Source organism: Microcystis sp. M113S1, from assembly GCF_020246945.1.
GTDB lineage: Bacteria > Cyanobacteriota > Cyanobacteriia > Cyanobacteriales > Microcystaceae > Microcystis.
The window spans coordinates 1-8458 of the sequence record NZ_JADBSA010000278.1 but is presented as its reverse complement, the minus strand read 5'-3'; the positions used below and the strand labels follow the sequence as shown (position 1 = coordinate 8458).

At 44.2% G+C, this 8458-nt stretch carries 9 protein-coding genes and 1 pseudogene; 8 read left to right on the top strand and 2 right to left on the bottom strand.

Features of this window, described 5'->3' with window-relative positions:
* Nucleotides 1-896: 896 nt before the first annotated feature.
* From IM319_RS14060 to IM319_RS14025, 8 genes are all read left to right on the top strand, one after another.
* Entirely contained in the window at nucleotides 897-1529 is a 633-nt protein-coding gene (locus IM319_RS14060) for a DUF305 domain-containing protein (protein ID WP_353737571.1), read from the top strand.
* A gap of 323 nt (nucleotides 1530-1852) precedes the next feature.
* Nucleotides 1853-2749 carry an ABC transporter permease gene (locus IM319_RS14055; RefSeq protein WP_287077092.1) on the top strand — a complete coding sequence of 299 codons (897 nt, stop codon included), beginning with the start codon at nucleotides 1853-1855 and terminating at the stop codon, nucleotides 2747-2749.
* Nucleotides 2750-2850: 101 nt separating this feature from the next.
* The gene (locus tag IM319_RS14050; RefSeq protein WP_287735971.1) at nucleotides 2851-3183 is read left to right on the top strand and encodes a hypothetical protein; all 333 of its coding nucleotides are present in this window, start codon (nucleotides 2851-2853) and stop codon (nucleotides 3181-3183) included.
* A gap of 481 nt (nucleotides 3184-3664) precedes the next feature.
* The gene (gene petP / locus IM319_RS14045; protein ID WP_002742483.1) at nucleotides 3665-3856 is read left to right on the top strand and encodes a cytochrome b6f subunit PetP; all 192 of its coding nucleotides are present in this window, start codon (nucleotides 3665-3667) and stop codon (nucleotides 3854-3856) included.
* 22 nt (nucleotides 3857-3878) lie between these two features.
* On the top strand, nucleotides 3879-4955 hold the full coding sequence (locus tag IM319_RS14040) for an ArsA family ATPase (protein WP_287735970.1): 1077 nt from the start codon (nucleotides 3879-3881) through the stop codon (nucleotides 4953-4955).
* A 6-nt stretch (nucleotides 4956-4961) separates the two neighbouring features.
* Nucleotides 4962-5942 (top strand): chlorophyll synthase ChlG, encoded by a 981-nt coding sequence (chlG, locus tag IM319_RS14035; protein ID WP_287735969.1) that lies wholly within the window; start codon nucleotides 4962-4964, stop codon nucleotides 5940-5942.
* Nucleotides 5943-6217: 275 nt separating this feature from the next.
* Nucleotides 6218-6946, top strand: coding sequence for a Bax inhibitor-1/YccA family protein (locus IM319_RS14030; RefSeq protein ID WP_287686004.1), 729 nt, complete (start codon nucleotides 6218-6220; stop codon nucleotides 6944-6946).
* An 88-nt stretch (nucleotides 6947-7034) separates the two neighbouring features.
* Complete coding sequence (locus IM319_RS14025) at nucleotides 7035-7205, top strand: high light inducible protein (protein ID WP_002742489.1); 171 nt, start codon at nucleotides 7035-7037, stop codon at nucleotides 7203-7205.
* A gap of 51 nt (nucleotides 7206-7256) precedes the next feature.
* Here IM319_RS14025 and IM319_RS14020 read toward each other — a convergent pair whose 3' ends face one another.
* A complete protein-coding gene (locus IM319_RS14020) occupies nucleotides 7257-7877 on the bottom strand; it encodes a metalloprotease (protein ID WP_287077084.1) in 621 nt (206 codons plus the stop codon).
* Nucleotides 7878-8082: 205 nt separating this feature from the next.
* Nucleotides 8083-8458, bottom strand: a pseudogene (locus tag IM319_RS14015) (Uma2 family endonuclease); the annotation flags it as partial.

The following is an 8458-nucleotide window of genomic DNA, read 5'->3' as shown; positions in this document are numbered from 1 at the left end:
GGTTCTTCGTTACTTGGTATGGTTCGATAGGGGGGCATAAATCGACTAAATCCTTATCTGGCAAGAGATTTAATTGATTAGTTCGCTCTAGATCAAAAACAATTGACAAAAATCGCTAAATGCCTTTCTATATAAGGGTTCCATCCCTTATCACCCCCGTCCATTGCATAACACAAACCGAAGAGCCCTAAAAACCTTGTTGGATAATATCTTAAGAATAAGGCGTTGTCAGATCAGAATATGCGTTGTCAGATCAGAATATGAAATCAGTTCCAAGCTGATTCGGAGCATCTTTCAATTTGACAACGCCCTGTAAAATTGGAGGTGGAAGGTTTATGCTAGTAGTCAATAAGTCGATGATCAGCATTTTAAAAAATGCTATGGTTTTGAGTGTTACCGTGCTTTCAGTGGGTGTTGCGGCTACAATAGCCTTAGCTCAAACAAGTCCAAGTCCAGAGCAATGGAATTATTGTGATAGGATTTACGGGAATGACTTTAACGCTTTTATGACTTGTCTAAAATCATTTGAAAGACAACGTTCATCTTCACCTAGTCAAAATGTACAAAGAAGTGGATGGACATGACAGCAGTGTTTAGATTATTTTCAAAAGCTAATAGATGAAGCTTTTGCAAACAATCGAACCCCAGGTGTGTCATTGGTTAGTGGACAACAACAATGTTTTGGGATTCCTGAGTAAATCTTCAGGAAATCAAAGGGCTTCTGGCAGGGCAGGCTCATTCAGTAAGAGTTGACAAAGAAAGGCTCATCAGGTACTGTCTGAGCCTTATCGGAAGTTAACGACGGCGGGTGAGTTCAGCCGTCAGACTGCCAATTTCTTGGTCAAGATAGTTCCGGTTACTTTTGAGCAGGTGCTATAGTATGGTGAGATTTGTAAATGGTTTCTCCCATGAAGAATAAAGCCATTATTGTGCTGGGGGCGGTTGCCGCTCTTGGGTTGACTGCAACCTTAACTTTACTTCTGACACGTCCATCTGGAAATTCTCCAGATTCCACCTCTGCTCAATCTTCTCGCAACGGCATGGGTGGGATGCATCATATGCAGGTCAGTAGCGAGTTTAACTATCTTGCCCAAATGATTCCCCACCATCAGGAGGCAATCGATACCGCCCAGGTTATTCTGGCACGCACTAGTCGTCCTGAGATGAGGCAGTTTGCTCAAAATATCATTCAAGCGCAAACTGCTGAAATTGCTCAGATGAAAAACTGGCTCAACCAGTGGTATCCCAGCGGGAATATTAGCATCTCCTACGTTCCCATGATGCGCGATCTGAGTCAACTTCAGGGCGATGCCCTAGATCAAACTTTTTTACAAGATATGATTAAACATCATATGGGAGCCGTGATGATGTCGCAAATGCTCCTGAATCATAATCTGGTGAAGCATCAGCCTGTCCAACCCTTTGCTGAGAACATTGCCACTAGCCAGCGCCAGGAAATTCAGCAGATGCAAACTTGGTTGATGGCTTGGTTTGGTGATCGCAATCCAATGGGTGGGATGCATCATTAGCTTGTATTGCGATCGCAATTTTGTAGGGTGCGTTCCCTAATGCAAGTACGCTTAACTAATACAGAAGTTCTGGTGTTCCCTAAAACCAGAGACTTATCGCCTCAAAATAAAGATAACTGCTATAAGTACCGCGCGCAAAATTAATTACACATATCTAACCACCTCTTGCCTCTTGCCTCTTGCCTATCTTCACTAGGAAATTAATTTTGCACGACTACTTATCCTTCTGTTCACTTTAAAATAGAACTGTCAGCTTGCCAGGGGTTGAGAGTGACAATCCCAAAATCTCTACCTAAATCCTTCCCTTTCGAGGTAAATATTTCATGAGCCAAACCATCACACCTTCTTCCTTAAAAGCTAGTTTAGCCCCCAATCCCACTAGAGGAGCAACGGTGGACGATGGGGGAAATGTGCTAGGGGAATTTCTGCAAGAAACTCTGGCCATGACTAAACGTCTGTTCATCCAATTACAACGTCGTCCTTCAACCCTAATCGCGGGGGTAATTCAGCCATTTATGTGGCTGATTTTATTTGGGGCATTGTTTTATAATGCCCCCCAGGGTCTATTCGGCAACGATCTCAGTTATGCTAAATTTCTCGCCCCCGGGGTGATTGTCTTTACCGCTTTTTCTGGGGCCCTAAATGCCGGTTTGCCGGTAATGTTCGATCGAGAATTTGGCTTTCTTAACCGTCTCTTGGTAGCGCCTTTAACCACTCGTTACTCGATCGTGGCCGCTTCTACCATCTATATTATCGCCCTCAGTTTCATCCAAACCGCCTCGATCGTGGCCGCTAGTGCCTTTTTAGGAGCAGGATTGCCCAGTTTAGCCGGATTAGGTGCGATCGCTTTGATTGTGTTCCTAATAGTTTTGGGTATGACTGCCTTAAGTCTCAGTTTAACCTTTGCTCTCCCCGGACATATCGAATTAATCGCCGTCATTTTCGTCACCAATTTACCGCTTTTATTTGCCAGTACCGCCCTCGCTCCCTTAAACTTTATGGCAGATTGGTTAAAAGTAATCGCTAGTCTCAACCCTCTCACCTATGCGATCGAACCGATCCGTTATATTTATTTCAATCAGCACTGGTCTTTTGATAGCATAGTCTTACAAACCCCTTGGCTTGACCTCAATTTCTTGACAGTTTTAGGACTGCTCTTAGCTTTTGATCTGCTAATCCTTTTGGCAATTCAGCCCTTACTTCGTCGTCGTTTTGCTTAAATCAGTTATTAGTTATTAGTTATTAGTTGACTGTTCACTGAAAAGCCTGTAACTTTCTGACCACCAAAAACTAGATAATTTTCTGAGGAGTTAGTTAGATTATGAATACTCAAAAAATGTTAATCAAATCGTCTTTATTCCTAGCTACTATTTTATTAATCGGAGCTGATTTTAATCCGCAAGTGTTAGCTCAAAGCTTGAACCCCAGTCAACCGGATTATCAAAAAAATGAACGTAGTTCCGATGGCAGGGATGATCTCGGTGGTTTTAATCCTTTAGACTTGATTCATAATAGTAATTTTCGCCGTAGCCGGGACGGATCGGAATTTCAGGAAGATACTCGCAATAATATCAACGAAGCGGCCGAGGAGTTTAAACGCAAGCAAAGGGAACAACTAGAAAATCTGCAAACTCCTGCCCCAGAAACCAAATAAAACCCCTTTTTTGAGTAGCTAGACACAATTAATTGCACATATCTAACTAGGGTTTGCGGCAAAAAGTTTTTCGGTGGGAGTAGGGTGTGGGGTGTAGGGTGTGGGGTGTGGGGTTTTACCAGTTTTGAGGTGGCCAATTACCTAATTTTCAGGGAAAAAGTGCCTAAATTTCCCCCCGATCACTGCCATATCCAGTACTTTTTGATTGACAAAAGGTCTAAAAGTCTTACCCAACAAGGTTTTTAGCTTTATTCAGCAAACCCTAACTACCTCTTACCTATTACCTATTGCCTATTGCCTATTGCCTATCCTAAGCAAGAAGTTGATTTTGTCCGATTGCTTAGTACATAAGATCGCTAAGTGCAGATGATCTTAAAACGACCAATAACTGAAGAGCATTGGGGGGGTTTATCTTACACGAATTTATATTAAACTTAGGATTGGTTTATTGAATTATCGTCTTATTAAAACTGTGGAAGTAATGGAAATCGGGCAAAAAGTCAAGGTCTGTCGCTTAAGAGACCGCGTTAACTCGGATGTAGCGGGTAAATTAGGTAAAGTGGGTGTCATCAAAAATTTTAAGATGACCGATGGCAGCGGTGTTGGTGCTGTTGTCCAGTTCGATGATAAGACCGCTACTTGGTTTTTTGAGGATGAACTCAAACTCATCTAAATACAACGCTTAGGAATTAACTATGTCCTTAATTTTGACCTTTTTGGGCAAGGGGGGCAGCGGTCGCAGTACAATAGCGATCGCTACGGCAAAAAAAATGGCTGGTCTGGGGTCAAAAGTTCTCTTGATCGGTCAAGATTCTGGTCCCGCTTGGGGATTACTCCTCAAGGCCTCCCCTAGCTCCTCCATTACCGAAATTGCGCCTAATCTCTCGGTTGTCCAGCTTAGTAGTACCCATTTACTAGAAAAAAGTTGGGAAGAAGTCAAGGAATTAGAAAAGCAGTATTTGCGTTCTCCCACCTTGAAAAATGTTTATGGTCAAGAGTTGGGCATTTTACCCGGGATGGACCAAGCTCTGGCTTTAAATTTCCTGCGCGAACAGGATAAAAGCGGCAATTACGATGTCATCATCTACGACGGCAGCGGAGATATCAACAGCCTGCGAATGTTGGGGATTCCAGAGGTGGGCAGCTGGTATTCACGGCGTTTTCGGCAGGTTTTCAGCGATTCTGAGATTGGTCGCACCCTTTCTCCCTTTTTCCAACCGATCGCCGCTGCCGTGTTCAATTTCTCCTTTAATCCCGACGGTTTAGGGCAGAAAGCTGATAATAACATTTTAGACGAGGGACGCTCCGCTTTAGCTAATCCTCGGCGAGTTTTAGCCTATCTAGTCACCAATGATGATCCAATTGCGATCGCAGACGCTAAATATCTTTGGGGTGGGGCGCAGCAAATCGGTTTAAATGTGGGGGGAGTGATTTTTAATCGCTGTCAGAGTGCCACGGAAGATTTTGCACCGCTGCCGGCGGCGATTTTACCCGACCGTCAAGGAGAAGATTGGCAGGAGTTAATCGCCGAGTTACCCAATTTTCTCACGGTGCAGCCGCCCAAACCGTTAATAATCGACACGGCAGCCGGTCAGGTCAAGGTTTATTTACCCGGATTCGAGAAAAAACAGGTAAAACTGACGCAATCGGGTCCAGAATTAACCATCGAAGCCGGGGATCAACGGCGTAATATTGATGTACCACCGCCTCTGACCGGACGAGCGGTAAAAGGGGCAAAATTCCAAGACGGTTACTTAATTATTTCTTTTTAAAGGATTATGTCGAACACCGAGATAGAAAACAAGGACGATCGAGCGGCCAAAACTCGCCAATTATTGGGCATGAAAGGGGCCTCATCGGCAGAAACTTCCCTCTGGAAAATCCGCTTACAATTGATGAAGCCGATCACTTGGATTCCCCTGATTTGGGGGGTTGTCTGTGGGGCAGCTTCATCGGGGGATTATACTTGGTCTTTAGAAGATGTCTTAAAAGCGGCCACCTGTATGTTACTTTCCGGTCCATTGATGACCGGTTATACCCAAACTTTAAATGATTTTTACGATCGAGAAATCGATGCAATTAATGAACCCTATCGTCCAATTCCTTCGGGGGCAATTTCTATTCCGCAAGTAGTCGGCCAGATTTTGGTTTTATTAGTGGGTGGGTTAGGAATAGCTTATCTTCTCGATCGCTGGGCCGGTCATGATTTCCCGATCATGCTCTGTTTAACCCTATTTGGTTCTTTTATCGCCTATATTTATTCAGCGCCGCCTTTAAAATTAAAACAAAATGGTTGGCTGGGAAATTATGCCCTCGGTGCTAGTTATATAGCATTACCTTGGTGGGCTGGTCACGCCCTTTTTGGTCAGTTAAATTGGACAATTATGATCCTAACCCTCATCTATAGTCTAGCGGGGTTAGGCATTGCCGTCGTTAACGACTTTAAAAGTGTGGAAGGTGACGAAAAATTAGGCTTAAAATCCTTACCAGTTATGTTTGGAATTACCACCTCGGCTTGGATTTGCGTGATTATGATCGATGTTTTTCAAGCAGGAATTGCGGGTTATCTGATTAGTATTCATCAGAATCTTTATGCCGCTATTTTACTGTTATTAATTATCCCTCAGATCACTTTCCAAGATATGTATTTTCTGCGGGATCCGCTCAAAAATGATGTCAAATATCAAGCCAGCGCCCAGCCTTTTCTAGTGTTAGGAATGTTGGTGACAGGTTTGGCTTTAGGTCAGGGGATACTCTGAAGATTGTAGTTAATGAAAACAGGAAATATCCAGTTTACGGTACATTATCGCCTTGAATCGGGCTTCTGTTTACGGTGACTTGAGCGGTCAAGGGGGGTGAAAACTGTGGCTTCTAGCTCGATCATCAGTCTTTTCGTTACAATCAAGAGGTAATTGTGCTTGAGGGGAAAACTTTCTTTCTTCTCGGCCAACTATTCGGCATTCTTGACAAACTAATCAAGAATAGTTTCTGTTTAACAAGATTGATTGAGACAAGTATCTCGAACCTAGTCACCATGAGTAATACCAGTAACTTTCGTCAAGCTTTACGCGAGGCCAAAAGCCAAGCACTTATCGGCCCCAATGTTATCCCCAAGGCCCTGCCCTATCTCGGTGGCGGTCTAATTTTAACTGCGGTGGGAACCTATGGCGGTTTAGGTGTGATCCAATCCTATCCCCAGATTTTTTTCCCGACTTTCTTTGTCGCTCTGATTGCCGAGATTATTTTATTTTTTGTCGCCCGTAATACTGCGGAAAAAGGCAATACAGGCACTGCTCTGCCCCTCCTGACTCTCTATAGTCTTCTTTCTGGCTATACTCTCAGTGGAATCGTCTATGTGGCCTTAGGTACTTCCGGTGTCGGTTTGCGAGGAGTAGCAATCGCTGCCCTCGGTTGCGGCATTGCTTTTGTGTTGGGACGGAATATCGGCTCGAATCTGTCGGAAAAAGATGGTTTAGCCCTGACTAAAACCGTTAGCATCGGTATTCTCGCTCTCTTTATTGTTCTCATTGGTCAGCTAATTTTCTCTATCTTTGGTGGCGCTACTCCCACCTGGTTAGAAATCGCTATTTCTGGCATCGGGGTTTTCTTGTTTGCCGGCTCGGCAGTGGTGGACTTTTACATCTTGCCCCGTACCTACAGAGATGAACAGTATCTCAGCGCTGCTTTATCGATGTATTTGACCTATATCAACCTATTTATCTTTATTCTGCGCCTTTTAATCGCCCTTAACGGTCGAGATTAGGGCAAATAGAGAGGAGTTAGAAATTAGTTACAACCTAACTTCTAACTCCGCTAGAATAGTAAAGAAATGTAAACGGACTGTAAAGATCATGACTGAACCACAACCGACTCAAACCCCCAAATTAGAAGATCCCAAATTTGGCTTTAATGACTATGCCGAGCGCCTCAACGGTAGAGCCGCTATGATTGGTTTTGTGATCACCCTGTTGATCGAGTATCTAACTGGCCAAGGTCTGTTATCTTGGTTAGGGTTACAGTAGTTTTTTAAGCTTTTTTAGGCATTCTAGGGGAAATATAGCCTTGATTGTTAGCTAACGCATACAAGCTTCATGATTTTCCCCGTAGAATCCTTGTAAGACCGAATCACCTCGCTGTTGCGGTGTCCCGTGGGAGCGATTAGGAGCTTCAAAATCGCCCACTTCCGAGGCCGCTTCCCCTAGAAGTTTTCCCGCTATTATATAATCCTGTTTGGATAAGCCTCTCGCTTCGGTAAATAACCAGGAAAGGGTATCTCCCGCTAGACAATCGGCCTGTAATTCAATGCCGATGCTCATCCCACCTTCATCAATGCCACCAATACCCCGATTCCACTGAACAGCGTGAGCGGCCTCGTGAGCGACGGCGTAAAGGGGAAATAAAGGATTATCGCTAATACCAGTAACTTGCTTGAGATTGACATAGACTGTATTATCTACAGTGCAGAAAGCCGCTAGGGAAATTACGCCGCAGGGAGTGGTTATCGGGCCATCGTTTAACAAATACTTAAAATTGATCTGGTGTAATTGAGCCGTATATTCAATTACCGCTTCTAAGGCATCCGTAATATCGTCTGCTTGCGCTCTCTGGGCTAGAGGGGATAAAATCAAGAGGGAGCCACAAGAAACAGCAGATATCAGGGATAATAACCGTTTACGGCCAGAGTTAGGTTTCATGGTACTAACAAAGTCGGGAGTGAGGAAGAAGTTTAATTGATCTGGATTAGCTTGCCGCTACGATCACAATTTTAAAAGCTATATCTAAGACTTCCAGAGAAAATACAGAATTTACGCGGCTTTTGATCGAAGTTTACAGAATTTCTCAGGGTTTAGATCACGCCATTTCCCTATCTCCCCACCCTCATCATTTCGTACAAATGTACTATGAATCTATCCCCATTTCCCGCAAACGAGCCTCCAGACGCTGAGAACGCTGTCTTTCCGCTTCCAGAGCTTGCTGAGTAGCATTTAATTGCTCTTGTGCTGCGGCCGCTTGCTCCTGTGCTGCGGCCGCCTGCTCCTGGGCCGCTTCTTCTGGTAAGGGGATTAAATTGCCTTCCGGGTCATAAAATCTCGCCCAAATTGCCGTTTCTCGGTCAATAGTCCCCTCCCAAGTTCCCAACCAATAGCCTAAGGTTTCGCACCATAACCAGCCGCGCTCGTTTCGTTCTAAAGAATGGTAGCGTTGGTCTGCTCCTAAATGCCATCCTTGTAAAGAATTGCCATCAAAAGGATCGTAGATGAAATAATCTGGCGTG